The sequence below is a fragment of the Priestia sp. D3YE.R1 genome (genome assembly GCF_049199565.1).
GTDB lineage: Bacteria > Bacillota > Bacilli > Bacillales > Bacillaceae_H > Priestia > Priestia aryabhattai.
This window is the reverse complement of sequence record NZ_JBLTHW010000002.1, coordinates 653,292-668,527: the sequence shown is the minus strand read 5'-3', so window position 1 is coordinate 668,527 and position 15,236 is coordinate 653,292. Positions and strand designations below refer to the sequence as shown.

At 39.6% G+C, this 15,236-nt stretch carries 14 protein-coding genes and 2 riboswitches; of the genes, 4 read left to right on the top strand and 10 right to left on the bottom strand.

Features of this window, described 5'->3' with window-relative positions:
• Positions 1-19 precede the first annotated feature (19 nt).
• The 8 genes from ACOZIR_RS15565 to ACOZIR_RS15530 all read right to left on the bottom strand — a co-directional run bounded on the left by ACOZIR_RS15565 (position 20) and on the right by ACOZIR_RS15530 (position 8,333).
• Positions 20-1,054 carry an ABC transporter permease gene (locus ACOZIR_RS15565; protein WP_045292817.1) on the bottom strand — a complete coding sequence of 345 codons (1,035 nt, stop codon included), beginning with the start codon at positions 1,052-1,054 and terminating at the stop codon, positions 20-22.
• Positions 1,051-2,556, bottom strand: coding sequence for a sugar ABC transporter ATP-binding protein (locus tag ACOZIR_RS15560; RefSeq protein WP_045292819.1), 1,506 nt, complete (start codon positions 2,554-2,556; stop codon positions 1,051-1,053). The genes ACOZIR_RS15565 and ACOZIR_RS15560 overlap by 4 nt, the downstream gene beginning before the upstream one ends.
• Before the next feature lie 16 nt (positions 2,557-2,572).
• Positions 2,573-3,649, bottom strand: a complete 1,077-nt coding sequence (locus tag ACOZIR_RS15555) for a sugar ABC transporter substrate-binding protein (RefSeq protein WP_328121561.1) — start codon at positions 3,647-3,649, stop codon at positions 2,573-2,575.
• Positions 3,650-3,771: 122 nt separating this feature from the next.
• On the bottom strand, positions 3,772-4,287 hold the full coding sequence (locus ACOZIR_RS15550; RefSeq protein WP_045292822.1) for a 1,2-dihydroxy-3-keto-5-methylthiopentene dioxygenase: 516 nt from the start codon (positions 4,285-4,287) through the stop codon (positions 3,772-3,774).
• Positions 4,288-4,302: 15 nt separating this feature from the next.
• Complete coding sequence (locus ACOZIR_RS15545; protein WP_045292823.1) at positions 4,303-4,941, bottom strand: methylthioribulose 1-phosphate dehydratase; 639 nt, start codon at positions 4,939-4,941, stop codon at positions 4,303-4,305.
• On the bottom strand, positions 4,938-5,603 hold the full coding sequence (locus ACOZIR_RS15540) for a 2-hydroxy-3-keto-5-methylthiopentenyl-1-phosphate phosphatase (protein WP_328121560.1): 666 nt from the start codon (positions 5,601-5,603) through the stop codon (positions 4,938-4,940). The genes ACOZIR_RS15545 and ACOZIR_RS15540 overlap by 4 nt, the downstream gene beginning before the upstream one ends.
• Positions 5,600-6,844, bottom strand: a complete 1,245-nt coding sequence (mtnW, locus tag ACOZIR_RS15535; RefSeq protein ID WP_045292825.1) for a 2,3-diketo-5-methylthiopentyl-1-phosphate enolase — start codon at positions 6,842-6,844, stop codon at positions 5,600-5,602. The genes ACOZIR_RS15540 and mtnW overlap by 4 nt, the downstream gene beginning before the upstream one ends.
• A gap of 79 nt (positions 6,845-6,923) precedes the next feature.
• A riboswitch (SAM riboswitch) is annotated at positions 6,924-7,030 on the bottom strand.
• A gap of 130 nt (positions 7,031-7,160) precedes the next feature.
• Positions 7,161-8,333 (bottom strand): pyridoxal phosphate-dependent aminotransferase, encoded by a 1,173-nt coding sequence (locus ACOZIR_RS15530; protein WP_328121565.1) that lies wholly within the window; start codon positions 8,331-8,333, stop codon positions 7,161-7,163.
• Between the two features lie 112 nt (positions 8,334-8,445).
• On the opposite strand from ACOZIR_RS15530, the gene ACOZIR_RS15525 reads away from it, so the two are divergent.
• From ACOZIR_RS15525 to ACOZIR_RS15510, 4 genes are all read left to right on the top strand, one after another.
• Positions 8,446-9,228, top strand: coding sequence for a carbon-nitrogen family hydrolase (locus ACOZIR_RS15525; protein ID WP_216142579.1), 783 nt, complete (start codon positions 8,446-8,448; stop codon positions 9,226-9,228).
• A 91-nt stretch (positions 9,229-9,319) separates the two neighbouring features.
• Positions 9,320-9,470, top strand: a riboswitch (SAM riboswitch).
• 135 nt (positions 9,471-9,605) lie between these two features.
• Positions 9,606-10,778, top strand: a complete 1,173-nt coding sequence (gene mtnK, locus ACOZIR_RS15520; RefSeq protein WP_328121559.1) for an S-methyl-5-thioribose kinase — start codon at positions 9,606-9,608, stop codon at positions 10,776-10,778.
• A 35-nt stretch (positions 10,779-10,813) separates the two neighbouring features.
• Complete coding sequence (gene mtnA, locus ACOZIR_RS15515) at positions 10,814-11,872, top strand: S-methyl-5-thioribose-1-phosphate isomerase (protein ID WP_221816079.1); 1,059 nt, start codon at positions 10,814-10,816, stop codon at positions 11,870-11,872.
• A gap of 134 nt (positions 11,873-12,006) precedes the next feature.
• Complete coding sequence (locus ACOZIR_RS15510) at positions 12,007-12,171, top strand: hypothetical protein (protein ID WP_169746666.1); 165 nt, start codon at positions 12,007-12,009, stop codon at positions 12,169-12,171.
• A 9-nt stretch (positions 12,172-12,180) separates the two neighbouring features.
• Here ACOZIR_RS15510 and ACOZIR_RS15505 read toward each other — a convergent pair whose 3' ends face one another.
• Together ACOZIR_RS15505 and ACOZIR_RS15500 are read right to left on the bottom strand one after the other, a co-directional pair.
• On the bottom strand, positions 12,181-12,675 hold the full coding sequence (locus tag ACOZIR_RS15505; RefSeq protein WP_045292830.1) for a methylated-DNA--[protein]-cysteine S-methyltransferase: 495 nt from the start codon (positions 12,673-12,675) through the stop codon (positions 12,181-12,183).
• Between the two features lie 19 nt (positions 12,676-12,694).
• Positions 12,695-14,851 (bottom strand): PAS domain S-box protein, encoded by a 2,157-nt coding sequence (locus ACOZIR_RS15500; protein WP_237758469.1) that lies wholly within the window; start codon positions 14,849-14,851, stop codon positions 12,695-12,697.
• Positions 14,852-15,236: the final 385 nt, after the last annotated feature.

Below are 15,236 nucleotides of genomic sequence, written 5' to 3'. Positions count from 1 at the left end.
AACGAAAAAAAACGGCTGTTTACACAGCCGTAGATGTTTGTTTCGAGCGGTAATATGTTAAAGCCAAGGCTCCTGCTAATACAGCTCCTTTAATAATGTCTTGCATATAATACGGAACATTTAGCATCGTTAATCCGTTTAGCAGCACACCAATTAAAATAGAGCCAATCAGCGTCCCGAATACATTCGGTTTCCCTGCTCCAAATACGGAAAAGCCAATGTATGTAGCAGCTACGGCATCCATTAAAAATGGTGAGCCTGCGTTCACTTCTCCTACTCCAATACGAGCAGCTAAAACGACTCCTCCAATTCCAGCAAGCAAACCTGAAAACATATAGGCATACATACGGTAACGATTAACCGGTACACCCGAAAGCCTTGCTGCTTCTATGTTCCCTCCTGTTACATAGAAAAAACGCCCAAACTTCGTATAGGAAAAAACGATATGAACAAGCAGCACAGTCAGCAGCATAATGATAACAGGAACAGGAATACCTAGAAAGTGACCTTGCCCCAGCGCAAGGAAAGAAGGAATAAAAATTCCCGGAGCTCTTTCTCCGCTTGGTAAAGGCATATTGGTATAAATAGCTGAGCCTTTTGTATATGTTAATAAAATCCCTTGGACGATGAACATCATTGAAAGAGTGGCTAAAATATCAGGAATCTTTACTTTCACTACTAAAAAAGCATTCACTAACCCGATGAGAAGCGATGCAATAATCGGAATAATGATAGCAACTGCAATTTCTTGTCTGTGTAAAACAAGCATAGAGGCTGATAAAATAGTGGCTAACCCAGCCGTAGACCCTACAGATAAATCGAGTCCGTTGACGGTTAACGATATCGTTACACCAAGCGCTATTAAGGTAACAATGGAAATAGAGCGCAGGATATCACTAATGTTTTCTCCTGTTAAAAAGTTAGGTGTGGCAATGGAAAAAATAATCATAATAACGAAAATCATTAAGACTGTCCCATATTTATAAAAAAAGTCGAAAACGCTTATTTTTCTCTTTGGTTTCGCTACAGGTTCTGTTACATACTCCGCACTCATCCTTTTACTCCTCCTGCTGTATAATAAAATAATTTTTCACTAGTTGCTTCTTCTTTGGATAATTCTTTCACGATTTTTCCGTTGTACATGACATAAATTCGATCCGCTACCCCTAGCAGCTCCTCGAATTCACAGGTTGCATAAACAACTCCTTTTTTCTGTGACACAAGACCTGTAATTAAGTCGAATATCTCTCGCTTAGAGCCGACATCGACTCCTTTAGTTGGTTCATCAAACAACAGCACGCTAGAGTCCGTAACAAGCCATTTTCCGATTGCTACTTTCTGCTGATTTCCACCGCTTAACGTTCCAACTGACTGCTCGATAGAATGAGACTTTACGCCAACTTGCCCAGTCGTTTTCTGCGCTTTTTCTTTGATCTTTCCTCGCTTTAGAAACGAATAGTTTGTAAAGCGGGACAGACTTGGCAAAACTAAGTTATCGGCAATCGATTCATGAACAAAAATTCCTTCTTTTCTTCGTTCTTCAGGAACAAGAGAAAGACCTTGTGCAATATAATAATAAGGCTGCTTATTCAACTTTAGCTTCTTGCCTTTTAACCGAACGCTACCGCTGACATATTGCTCTAATCCAAATAGACTTCGGCAAAGCTCCGTTTTCCCTGCTCCTACAAGCCCTGCAATACCGACTACTTCTCCTTCTTTTACATGAAAAGAAATATTAGAAAGCCTCTCTGGAAGAGATAATGCTTCTACATGTAAAAGTTCGTTTCCGATTTCTACTGATTTTTTGATCCACTGTTTCACAGAAGACGTTCCTAACATGAGCGTAATCACGTCTTCAACCGAAGTGTGTGACGTTGCTTTTGTAGCTACATAGCGTCCGTCTTTTAAAACAGTTAAACAATCGCAAATATCGACCACTTCTTGAAGGCGATGTGAAATGTAAATAATACCTACTCCATTTTTCTTCAGCTCTCTCATCACAGAAAACAATTGTTTCGTCTCTTCCACGCTAAGAGGTGCGGTTGGTTCATCCAAAATTAAATAGTCAACATTCTGTACAATTGCACGTGCAATAAGCACCTGCTGTTTTTCTGATAGAGTTAGATCAACAACATTTTTTTTAACGGATAAAGAAGAACCAAGTAAAGAAAGGGCTTCTTCCGCTTTCTTATAAATAGATTTCCAGTTTACAAATGTCTTGCTTTTCTTAGAAGTCTGTACGTCTAATACAATGTTTTCAGCTACTGACAGCGAAGGAATCAGCGCTACATCGACTTCTTGGTGTACAATGCCGATGCCGTGGCTCTTCGCTTCTTTAGGAGAAGAAATAGAGATTTCTCCTCCGTCTTTGTAGATTTTTCCTTCGTACTCGTCGTAAGCTCCGCACAATATTTTCATCAGAGTACTTTTACCGGCACCATTGGCTCCCAATAAAGCATGGATTTCCCCTTTTTGAACAGTAAAATCAACTTTGTTCAGCGCTTGAAAAGAACCAAAGTTTTTTGTAATGTTCTTCATTGAAAGCTCGTTCTTCATATCTGTCCCTCCACTTCTACTCTTTTTTACCCCATTCTTCTACGTACTGACTAAGCTGATCCATATTAATCGTTTGATTAGGCAAATCTGTTTGTTTGACTAAAACCGGATCAAAGGAATAATAACGAGGGATCTCTTGACCGGAAATCTTTTTAAGAAGCAAATCAACCTGCTTTTCTCCTACTGAAGCTGGGTTTACAGCAGCTGACGCTTTCCACGGGCTGTTTTTTGCCTGCATCATTTGCAGATCTTCATCAGATAAGTCCACTCCGTATACTTTAATCTCGTCTCGTCCTGCTTCTTTAATCGCTCTTGTGACTCCTTTGGCAAATTCGTCCCAAGGTGCCCAAACAGCTGCAATGTCTCCTTTATTTGGATACTGCTTCAACACGGCTGCCATTTTATTTTGGGTGTCTAGAGAGGTGTTGTCTGTTGCGCTTCCGAACGTAGCAATTTGTTTTACATCTGGATAGCGATTCATCATAATTTTATAAATGCTGTCGCGTTTTTCCATCGGCGCAAATCCTCCAACAAACGCATATACAATGTTTCCTTTTCCATTAATGTCCTGCATCATTTGTTTCAGGCCCTGCAGTGCAAGCATATAATCGTCTTGATCGATGGTTGTAACGCCTTCTACTTTTAATTCTACGTCTGTTGCAATAACGGGAATTCCTTTTGCAATCGCGCGCTTCACGCCAGGTTCAAGAGTTTCAGCCCGGCCGTGGTCAATCATAATACCGTCAACATTTTGGTTAATAGCCGTGTCTAAATACGCAGCCATTTTAGATTGATCATTGTTTGAATCAGAAACGGATAGCTGTACTCCGGCTTTTTTAGCCGCTTTTGTCACACCTGTTATGTACTGAGCAGCGTGAGTGCCTGACGTAAATTCAGAAATAAGAGCAATTTTTGTATCTTTCGTAATCTTTTTTCCTTCTTGCTGTAAAGGCTTAGCAGAAACCGCTTGCTGCGCTGGAGCTGCCTGTGCTTTCTCGTTTAGATTTGGCTGTTCTTTCGTGCAGGCAGCCAGCGCAAAAACTAGAAGCACGAGCAAAGTAAGTGGCCACAGCATTTTTTTACTCTTTTTCATGGTGTTCCTCCTATTAAACTTATTATTCACATAAAAATAGTTAGTTTTATAATAATCCAAAGAATACCCCGCTTTTAGATGTAAAAGCGGGGTGATCATGACCTATGCTTTACAAGTAGTTGTTATGCGTAAATAGGTACCCATCCTTCAGTTGTCACGAAAATTCGGACAGCGACTACTTTACGATCTTCCATTAGTGTAAAGTAGTGAAGAATGTTTTCTGGTACTGAAATTAAATCGCCCGGCTCTAATTCAACATCAAAAAATTCGCCGTCTTTTCCTTGAATAACAAAGATTCCATGACCGCTTACGATAAAGCGAACTTCGTCATCTGTATGAATATGCTTGCGCTGAAAGTTTTTTAACAATTCATCAATATTTGGTGTAGATTCCGATAACGAGATAACATCTTGAGCTTTATAGCCGCGGCGTTCCGAAATATCTTTAATATCCTCATCAAAAGCGTTTAGAATTTCTGTTTTTTCTTCATCAGTTAAATCATACTTTTCACGAAGATTTTCTGGAAGTTTTGTAATATCCCAGTTTTCATAAATAACTTCATTGTTTGCTAGAAAAGCTGATACTTCCTCTTGAGTTTCAATTCTTTTATTATTTGCATGTAAGCGAATTTGCGCCATTGTTGTTTCCTCCTTTTATAAATGCACCTTTGGCTTAATGCCTTTAAGTGATAGTAATTTCACATGGTAGCTAAATAGAAATTCATAGGCTTCTAGCGCTTTTTTTGTTTCAAACGCATTTTCCCCCCATACCGTAATCCCATGGTTACGAATTAAAATCGCGCCTTGATCGCCTTTTATATGGTGAGAAAATTCTTCTGCTAATGTCGGAATATCAGCGTAATTCGGAATAATCGGAACAGTAATTTCCGCATCTTCTTCCCAAATACCCAGCGCCTTAATAATTTCTTGACCCTTAAATGAAATAAGTCCTTCATCTCCGTACAGTTCAGAGATCACGTTGTTGTCAATTGTATGTACATGAAGACTGCACCCAGCATTCGTTAACTCGTAAATCTTAACGTGTAAAAGCGTTTCAGCAGAAGGCTTTAAATGCGTTTCTTCTGCAGGTCTTCCATGTTGATCAACTAATAAAAAATCTTCATTTGTACGTTTTCTTTTGTCTTTTCCACTTGCTGATACAAAGAAAGTTGTCGGATTTTGGTCCACTTTAATCGCTAAGTTTCCGCTTGTGCCTAAGAACCAATCGCGCTCTGCCAACTCATCTTTTATATCCGCAAGCTCGTGTAATCTTTGCTGAGCCATGATACTCATGCTTTCACCTCTTCTGTTAATTCTTGTAAATGGTGAATCACATCATAAAAAGTAGAAAAAGGTCGATACGGTAGAGATAGCTCTTCACATTTTTCAATTAAAAAGTCACGTGCAATGACCGTATCAGCTAATTTGGCAGCCTGCAAATCCGTAATTGAATCGCCAATAACAACCGTATGATCTCTTTCATCTGCAAGACGGCGAATAATCGTTGGCTTACAGCAGCCGCAGTCATTTGTACACTGTTTATCACATGTATGAGGCCACGTAATGGAAATATGCTCACCGGAAAAATCAGATCCGTTGCAGTAGAGCATTTCCTCTGCAACTCGATTTCCCAAAAGTGGTTTTACAAAAAAGTCAATTCCTCCGCTTACAATATAAAGCGGAATATGGTGCTCTTTTGTATAAGCAATAAAATCATCAAATCCATCTCGAATAGCAGACGTCTCTAAAATATAAGAAATAATATCTTCCTTTAATTCTACGGGGAGCAAGGCAAACATTCGCCCTACTCCTTCTTGAATGGAGACGTGTTGTGCCAGTACGTCGTCTTTAATACTTTCCCACTCCGGAGGAGCAAATTTTTTCATAATAGCAATAATGTTATCGCTATTTGTGATTGTTCCATCAAAGTCACAAAAGATTTTTAACGATGTCATGCTTTCACCTCTACTGTTCCCCATAGTTGCAAAGCTTTTTGCAACTCTTTTGATTCTTCCGCTTTTTCGGCTAGTGTTTGATGAGAGAGTACGGCATCTATCGCCGCACGGAATGCTTTTCCTCCTCCGATAGCGCCGTCTGGATGACCGTGAACTCCGCCTCCTGCATTAATAATGCTGTCGATTCCAAAGTCTTTCACAAGCTGCGGTACCATTCCAGGATGAATTCCTGCTGAAGGAACCGGGAAAGACTGCTTATATTTGTATACAGGGCGAGTTAATTCGTAGGCAATGCCTGTCGTATCTTCAAGAGAAAGCGCTACGCTTCCGTATGGTGATGGAAACAGTGAGAAATCTGCTCCAGCTAAGCGCAATAGCTTTCCAAGCAGTAATGAATTTGAAAAACCGTAAAACTCTGATGGCGTAAGCGCTCCGCTAACAGCTGGGTGTGCCATAATCGGCAAGTTAATTTCGTCATCTTCTCGAAGTGCCTGCAGTACGTCTAACCCGTAAGCAAATACGTTGAATAAAAGAGCATCGGCTCCTAGCTCAGCTGCTTTTCTCGCTTTTTCTTTTAATTCGAACGTTCGACCCGTTAAATTAACAGCATACAGCGTGCGGTGTCCCGTTTTTTCGTATACTTCATTCAGTACTTTTTTTCCTTCTGTAACGCGAGCTTCAAAAGGTGTTCGTTCACTATCAAACAAAATCTCGTCGTCTTTAACCAAATCCACTCCGCCAAGCGCTTGCTCACGCAGCTGAGTTGTTAAGTACGTCATGTCTCTTCCAATCACGCCTTTAAAAATACTCATCACAAGCGGACGGTCATAAACGCCTAGTTTCTCTCGTATACCTTCTATTCCAAAGCGCGGTCCTGGGAATTCAGCTAATAATGCATCAGGAAAATCCAAGTCTAATAATTTCACTTTTCCATCAAGTGATAGTTTTCCGAAAACCGTAACTAAAATAGCCGGTAAATCTCTTGAAAAGTTGGCAGTTGGATAAGCAATTTTGACAATAGCCTGCTTAATTTCTCCGCCTAAATATCCGTTTACACGTTCGCAATCTTGAAGCTCAGTTACGGACATGACGCGCCCTTTATGCTTTTGAAGCTGCTGTTGATCTAAAAGCGGCAGATCTGTCCATGAGCCGACGGTTAGTCCTAAAGCGATTCCTTCCGCTTTTTTATGAAAATTCCCTTTATTGTCATGTAGTAAGTAGCTTGCAACGATTTCGCTCATTATGCTAAAAACTCCCTTGCTGTTTAATATCGTTAATAAAAAAACCTCTTCTGTGATTAAGAAGAGGCTTTCGTTGCTCTTCTTATCTCTCAGCTGCTGCTGCAAGAATTAGCACCGTGCTTAACATGCGTTAAGTCGGTTGCCGGGCTTCATCGGGCTAGTCCCTCCACCTACTCTTAATAAGAAAGTTGCTATTTATTTAAATTGAATTCGTAGATTATATACTAAATAAAAAATACCGCTAGGATTTATCGGTTATTAATCTCGTTAACTTCTTACATATTAAGCCAACTCAAAAAGGATTGTCAATGCGTTTTTAAAATAAATTTAATTTTTTTATTCGAGATACAGCTTCTCTCATACGCTCTTCATTCGTCAGCAGTCCTACGCGCACATAGCCTTCACCATATGTTCCAAAGCCTACTCCAGGCGCCACTACAACGTGGGCTTTTTCAAGAAGTAAATCTGAAAACTGTTCAGAAGTATATCCTTCAGGAACTTTTAACCATGCAAAAAAGGAGCCCGCTGGAGATGTAACATCCCAACCAATTTCTCGAAGTCCTTGAATAAAGGTATTGCGTCTAGATTCATAGCGCTTAACTAAATCATTCACACATTGTTGAGATTCTAACAGAGCTGCGGCCGCGGCCTCTTGAACCGCTCCAAAGAGACTGACATACATGTGATCTTGAAGAAGATTAATAGCTTCTACTACACTTTCATTTCCTACAGCAAATCCAACTCGCCATCCCGCCATGTTATACGTTTTAGAAAGAGTATAAATTTCAATTCCCGTCTCTTTTGCACCAGGAGTCTGTAAAAAGCTGATTGGCTTTTTACCATCAAATCCAATTGCTCCGTAGGCAAAGTCGTGTACCACACAAATATCGTGCTTGGCAGCAAACGCCACGGTGTCTTCAAAAAACTCTGCTGTTGCCACTCCACCAGTAGGATTGTTCGGATAGTTTAAAAACATGAGCTTTGCCTGTTCTTTGGCACGTTCACTTATCTCTTCGTATACGGGTAGAAAATGATTTCCAGCCGTGAGCGGCATCACTTCCATCTTTGCTTTTGCAAGCTCTACTCCAGACCAGTAATCAGGGTATCCAGGATCCGGAACCAGCACCGTGTCTCCAGGGTTTAATAAGCACTGCGGGATTTCAACAAGTCCACCCTTCCCGCCAAACAAAATAGCTACTTCTCTTTCAGGATCTACATCAACGCCATATTCTCGCTTATAAAAAGTCGCAACGGCCTCTTTCAAAAACTGGTGCCCCCGAAACGGAGAATATTTATGATGCATAGGATTAGCACTTGCTTTTTGCAGTGTTTCTACAATATGTGAAGGAGTAGGCTGATCAGGATTTCCCTGCCCTAAGTTAATAACGTCATGCCCTTGGGCCATTACTTTTCCTACCTTGCCTACAAGTGATGCAAAAAATTGTTTTGGTAAACTTTTTAATAGTTCCGATTGCTCAAATTGTTTCATCATCGCACACCTTCTCAAAAAATTCTTGAAATTCTAGTCACAAATAATATATTGTAATACTCAACTTGTAAAGTCATTTTTTTCAACTACTAAAAAAAGGACGGATGATAAAGTGAGTGTAAAAATCACGTGTTTGCAGCTTGATATTGCGTTTGGAAACCCAACTAAAAACCGAAAATATATTCAACAAAAAATGACGGAAGCCATGAAAGAAAATCCTGATATCCTTGTGCTTCCTGAGCTATGGGATACAGCTTATGATTTGACGCGGCTAGACGAAATTGCAGATGAGGAAGGACAGCAGGCCAAGCAATTAATCTCTCAGTTTGCTAAAACGAACGAAGTAAATATTGTGGCGGGTTCGATCGCGAAAAAAACAGAGCAAGGCGTCACGAATACGATGTATATTTTTGACCGAAAAGGTCGTGAAGTATCACAATACAGTAAACTGCACTTATTTAAATTAATGGATGAACACCTCTATTTAGAAGCAGGAACAGCAAAAAATCTTTTTACACTTGAACAGTCTTTATGCGCAGGAGTTATCTGTTACGATATTCGTTTTCCAGAATGGATTCGGGTTCATACTAGCAGCGGAGCAGAAGTCTTGTTTGTTGTCGCTCAGTGGCCGGCTCCAAGACTTGCCCACTGGAAAGCACTGCTCATTAGCCGTGCAATCGAAAATCAATGCTATGTAATCGCGTGTAACCGTGTAGGCCAAGATCCTAATAACACATTTGCCGGACATTCCTTAGTCATCGATCCATGGGGAGAAATAATCGCTGAAGCTGGCGATAGCGAAGAACTTTTAAGTGCTGACGTTAACCTGGAACTTGTAAAAGAAATTCGCAAACAAATTCCTGTCTTTACAGATCGCCGCACAGAATTTTATTAATTATGTATTGACAGCGTTTTTTTTGCATGATACGATTTTCACCAGATAACATAAAATATTCAAACAAATCAAAATTGAATAAGTAATCGTACTCTTATCAAGAGTTGGCTGAGGGATTTGGCCCTGTGAAGCCCAGCAACCGACCGTCATTCCATCCTAAGGTGGATCACACCCGTAAAACATGTTTTACAAAGGCACGGTGCTAATTCCAACAGAAAGTAATTCTTTCTGGCAGATAAGAGGTTTGAACACTACAATCAAGCCTCTTTCCAACGAAAGAGGCTTTTATATTTTCTAAAACTATAAAAGCCTCCATAAATTCTTAAACCTATTAACTTAGTAAACAAATCAGTTTAATAAACTATGGAGGGATTCCGATGTCAACAACAAAAACAGAGAAGTATCAGCCTTTAACAGAAATTTCAGCAATCAAACTTGTGAAAAAGCTAGGTCTCTTTGATGCCACAGAAGCACTGACTGCCCGTGAAATCGGTGACGGCAACTTAAATCTCGTCTTTCACATCATAAATGATCAAACGAATAAATCCATTATCGTCAAACAAGCACTTCCCTATGCAAAAGTTGTAGGCGAAAGCTGGCCTCTATCCTTGAACCGTGCCACAATTGAAAGCAATGCGCTCAAGCAATTCGGTGCATTTACGCCAGAACTTGTACCCGCTGTTTATTACCATGATGAAACGCTTGCTGTTACGGTTATGGAAGATCTGTCTCATTTAACGATTTCTCGCGCCGGACTTATTCAAGGTGAAAGTTATCCTCTGCTCTCACAACATATCGGTTCTTTTCTAGGACATATTGCCTTCAAAACGTCTGATTTCGCCTTAAAGCCTCAGGATAAAAAAGAAGAAGTTGTCAAATACAGCAACCCGGACTTATGCAATATTACGGAAGATTTAGTTTTTACAGATCCTTTTTTTGATATTGATACAAATGAATTTGAAAAAGCGCTGCGTCCTGATGTAGAAGAATTGTGGAATGATGGTGATGTAAAGCTGCAAGCAGCAAAATTAAAATATAAATTTTTAACAAATGCGCAAACGCTAATCCACGGTGATTTACATACAGGCAGCATCTTTGCTAGCAGTCAAGAAACGAAAGTGATTGATCCAGAGTTCGCTTTTTACGGTCCGTTTGGATTTGATTTAGGGCAATTTGTTGCGAATTTATTTTTAAATGCTCTTTCTCGAGAAACAAATCGCGAACCGTTATTTGCACACATTACGAAAACATGGAACGTATTCAAAGATACCTTTACTGCCCTTTGGCACTCTGAAAACACTGAACCTTTCGCTAAAGATGAGCGCTTATTACATGAAATTTTAACGCAAACGTGGCAAGATGCTATTGGATATGCAGGATGTGAAATCATTCGACGTACGATTGGCTTAGCTCACGTGGCGGACTTAGACGAAATTTCTTCAGAGGAAAGAAAAATTAACGCTAAACGTACTGCGTTAAAAATTGGACGCTATTTGCTTCTGCACCAACAAGACGTTTCACCAAATGAATTTGAACATTTACTTCGATAACGAATAATGTATACAATGAAAGGATCGGTATCAGCATGACAAATACACTATCACTTCCGCGCTCAGTGGAATGGAATGAATCATATATTACTTTATTAGATCAGCAGCAGCTTCCTGGCAAAGTTGAATATATTAAGCTGCAAACCATTAAAGACGTATGGGATGCTATCACTACCTTGAAAGTACGCGGAGCTCCTGCAATTGGCATTACGGCAGCTTTTGGTCTTGCTCTTTCTGCGCTTAGCTATGACACAGATTCAGTCAAGGAATTTAACAAAAAGCTAGCTCTTGATCAACAGTATTTAGCTAGTTCACGCCCTACTGCCGTCAATTTATTTTGGGCACTGGAACGCGTAGCGAAAAGCGCTGAATCCGCTTCGTCCGTTAATGAAGCTAAAACAAAAGTTGTTCATGAAGCTATTCAAATTCAAGTAGAAGATGAAGAAACGTGCTACCGAATTGGAGATCATGCTCTTTCTTTATTTAAAAAGAAAGATAAAATCATGACAATATGTAATGCGGGTTCAATTGCTACAGCTTATTATGGAACAGCATTAGCACCTTTTCATTTATCTAAGCAGCGCGATATTCCGCTTGAAGTATTTGCTTGTGAAACAAGACCCGTTCTTCAAGGTTCTCGCTTAACAGCATGGGAACTTCAGCAGTCGGGAGTAGACGTTACGCTGATTACGGATAATATGGCCGCTCATACAATTAAAACAAAAGGAATTAATGGGATTATTGTAGGTGCTGACCGCATTGCAGCAAATGGCGATACGGCTAACAAAATTGGAACATATGGACTTGCTCTTTTAGCGAAAGCATTCGGTATTCCATTTTACGTAGCAGCACCGCAGTCCACATTTGATTTATCTATTCAAGACGGAAGCAGCATCCCTATTGAAGAACGTTCACCTAAAGAAGTAACGCACATTGGAGATACGCAAATTGCTCCAGACGGAATCTCCGTGTACAATCCAGCTTTTGATGTGACGCCAAGCGAATTGATTACGGCCATTATTACAGAGCATGGAATTATCCATTCCCCGTCTTTTGAATCTATTCAAAACGTTTTGCTGCAATCTGCTCAATAAAAAAAGCCGCTGTTATGCGGCTTTTTTTATTGAGCAGTGGTTTCCAACTGCATTTGTAACACAATTGTAACAGTACTCTCTTCTTTTTCTACATATATTATAGGGGATTTCTTTTAAATAAAGGAGGAGTAACTATGAGTTCAGAGCAAAAAACAGATAAAAACAAAGCGCTGAATCGTAAGCAGCAATATCAGCTATTCGATTTATCTCAAGATGAAGAACTAAATTCCCTCCCTTCTCCTCAGCAAATTGACGGTGTTTTTGTGCAAGGAGAAGGCTGGAAATTAGACGGTGAATAGCTATTTAAACTATAGAGCGCCTTTTGCTACATTTCTTTCAAGCATTAATAGTTTCTCTTTTATATGAGTTTGGGAACCTGCATAACCTGTTAAAGCTCCGTTTTTACCGATCACACGGTGACAAGGTAAAATAATAGGCAGTGGATTTCGACGATTCGCTTGTCCCACAGCTCTTACGGCTTTAGAGCGATTAACAGACTCCGCTACATCACTATAAGACCACGTTTGTCCATAAGGTATACCTTTAAGCGTTAACCACACTTCTTTTTGGAAGTCTGTTCCTTTTATATCCAAAGGCACATCAAATGTTAGCGTGCGCCCTTCAGCATAATCCTGCAGCTGTCGCTTCGCTTCTTTCACAAGATGAAAATTCTCGTCATGGACAAGTTCTTTAAGCTGCTCATTATGATCATCGCTATCAAACAAAATATGTTGAACCCCTTTTTCCGAGGCTACAATATAAATTTTCAAATCAGAAAATAAATTCATTTCTCCATAGTACATACTTGCTTATCCTTTCTATTTAGGCTGGAAGAATAACATGAAAAGCTGTTCCTTCTCCTATTTTGCTTTCCACTTCAATTCGCCCTTTATGTTCTTCGATAATTTTATATGAGACCATCAAACCGAGTCCCGTTCCTTTTTCTTTTGTCGTATAAAATGGTTCTCCTAAGCGCTTGATGCGCTCTTCTGGCATTCCGTCTCCTTGATCTCGAATGGAGACCGTCACGTAGTGCGGCTCTGTAGAGTAGACTTCAACAAAAATCCTTCCCCCGTTTGACGTGACTTCGATTGCATTTTTAATTACATTTATTAATACTTGCTTAATTTGGTTCGGCTCGCAGTACACCATTGGCAGCTGAGGGGACACACTTAGTTCAAACTGAATATTTTCTAAAAGCGCTTGAGCATTTAATAAATCAATCGTTTCTTTAACAACCGCAGCTAAATTTTTCTTTTCAAACTTTACGGCCTGTGGCTTAGCGAGTACTAGAAACTCTGTAATAATGGTTTCGATTCTTTTTAATTCGGATTTAATAATATCAAAATAAAGAGAGTGATCTTCTTGAATGCTGCTTTCTAATAGCTGAACAAACCCTTTTAAAGCCGTCATCGGGTTGCGGATTTCATGCGCAATCCCAGCTGCTAACTGTCCGACTACTTGAAGCGTATCCGATTTCCGAATCTGCTCCTGCATTTGATTTCGTTCCGTTACGTCTCTTAAAAGCGTCATATATAGACCTGGCAAGATATCTTTTTTCGTAGAGAATTCGATATTTTTAACTTTTTCGTTCCCCGTAACGTACGTAATCTCTCCTTCAGCTTCCCCTTTTTGCTCAATCGTTTCTTTATGCTCAATGACCGCATCTAAATTCGCTGAAGAAATAAAATCCTCCATGGAGTGCGCACAAATCTCCTCTTTGCTGAGTTCTAGAATATCACAAAGAGAAGAATTCACATCAATAATATTTCGCTTGCCGTCCCATAAAACTAACCCGTCAATTGAGCCATTAAAGATTTGCCTGAATTTCTCTTCGTTATTCCGAAGCTCCTGTTCGATTTTTGTACGTTCACTGATGTTTCGAAAAATGGTTAAATGGTCTCCTTCTATAATGCCTTTTTTCCCTGTGAATTCCAACTGTTTGATTTCTCCATTTGGCATGTAAAAAGGAAGCTGATTGCGAATTTCTCCTTTTGTTTGAAACGTTTGAAGCACCTTTAACGCACTAAAGCTTTTTGTATCGATAAACGTATACAAATTGCTTCCAATTAATTTGTTTAACGGGAGCTCAAATGTACGTGAAGAAGCAAGATTAGCGTTCAAGATTTCACCATCTTCTCTCCAAATCAAGATCGCTTCAATCGCATTTTCAAAAATAGCCCTGAAATTTTTTTCGCTTCTCAACAGCTGCTGTTCCATCAGCCGTTTTTCCGTCACGTCTCTCATAATGGACATATAGTATTGACTGTATATATTAGCCGTTGTGGTAAATTCAAAAAAAGTAACGTCCCCATTTTCGAGCCTGATCGGCAGCTCGCCGCTTGTCTTTCCTTCTTGATGCAGAGTTCTCCATAGTTTTTTTACCTTATAATGATAAGTAGGTTCTACAAGCTCCTCTAACGTTTTGGTTAGAAGCTGTGCTCTTGTATAATTTAATCGCTCGCAAAATGAAGGGTTCGCGTCGATAAGCTGACCGGTTCGATCAAAAATGACAATTCCATCTACCGCTTCATTAAATACATCCATAAACATATGATGACTAATAAACCGTTCATTTTCCATCATCTTGTGTTGCGTAATATCTCGAAATGTACACACAATAATGCCCGACATGTGACTATGTTTGTGTGAAGTAAATTCAACATGTTTCATCATGCCGCTTCGAAGCGTCATCGCGCCTTCATATTTGAAATAGCTTTCTTCTAAAAGCGCTGGATAATACGCTTCAATCATGTCATAAGGAAAATACATCAGAAAATCTTTCATTTGATACGTTAATAGCTCATCCTTTGTTTTTTCAAACAGCCCGCAGGCTGATTCATTTGCATTTATAACTTGAAAATACTCATCAAATACGACAATGGCATCTAATACGTCATTAAAAATAGCTCGTAGCTGCTGTAATTCACCTCGCTGATTTTGCTCAGCTTCAGATGTTAATTCTCTTTGTGATGACATGCTCATTGCTCCTTTCTTTTGCACTTCCCATTTCCCCACCTTTTATCTATAGACTTAATATTCTACAAGATTTGCTTTTTACCTTTTTAAAATTAGCCACGTTTATTCAAAATGCGACATTTCTTCGCATTCTCCCGCTATTTAAAAATGAAGCATGAATAAAAGAGGCTGGGACATAATAAAATGAATTCCATCTAAAGGCGACCAAATGAGATGCATGAGCTAGCTGAACCGCTTGTGACACCGCAGTTGATTTCCGTGCAAGACTTCGCTTTCCGCGGGCGGAACAGATAAAACCTATGCTCAACATAACAAAGAAAACGAACCGTGAATCAAACATGTTGATTCACGGTTCGTTTTTCACTTCGGCTAAAATACTTTTGTC